Below are 822 nucleotides of genomic sequence, written 5' to 3' on the forward strand. Positions count from 1 at the left end.
GGCACTGTTGCAAAGTTTAAGTAGCCGGTATGCTAAATTAACTATTTCATTAATGAGGTCCGTTTGGTGAATGCATTTAAAGGTCGTCATTTCACTGGTATTATCATTCTTTGGGCTGTACGTTGGTACTGCAAATACGGTATCAGTTACCGAGAACTTCAGGAAATGTTGGCTGAGCGCGGTGTAAATGTAGATCACACGACAATCTATCGCTGGGTTCAACGTTATGCACCAGAAATAGAAAAGCGGTTACGTTGGTATTGGTGTAATCCCTCCGACCTCAACAATTGGCATTTAGACGAAACTTATATCAAAGTGAATGGGAAATGGACGTACCTTTACCGAGCTGTCGATAGCCGAGGGTACACCATTGAATTTTATCTCTCGCCTCGTCGTAATACCAAGGCAGCTTATCGATTTTTAAGAAAAATATTCAATCGCGTTAAAAAATGGCAAATCCCCAGGGTTATCAATACAGATAAAGCCGCATCTTATGGCCGAGCGCTTAACCTTCTCAAAGAAGAAGGAAAATGCCCTACACATGTAGAACATCGACAAATCAAATTTCACAATAATGTCATTGAATGTGATCATGGAAAATTGAAGCGCGTGATAAATCCCACCTTAGGGTTTAAATCAATTAAAACAGCACATGCGACCATTAAAGGAATTGAGGTGATGCGTGCGCTTCGCAAAGGTCAAGCAGAACATTTTTACTATGGCCAACCGTTAGGAGAAGTGCGCCTCGTGAATAGAGTATTCGGACTTTAATCCACTTTGAGCGGAAAAGCTCAGCTTCACGATTCTATTTGCAACAGAGCC

1 protein-coding gene is annotated in these 822 nt (G+C 41.5%); it reads left to right on the plus strand.

The features are described from left to right. The first annotated feature begins 66 nt into the window (after positions 1–66). Entirely contained in the window at positions 67–771 is a 705-nt protein-coding gene (locus tag SC428_RS22095; RefSeq protein ID WP_121875320.1) for an IS6 family transposase, read from the plus strand. Positions 772–822 lie beyond the last annotated feature (51 nt).

This window comes from Providencia sp. 2023EL-00965, assembly GCF_033550225.1.
Classification (GTDB): Bacteria; Pseudomonadota; Gammaproteobacteria; order Enterobacterales; family Enterobacteriaceae; genus Providencia; species Providencia manganoxydans.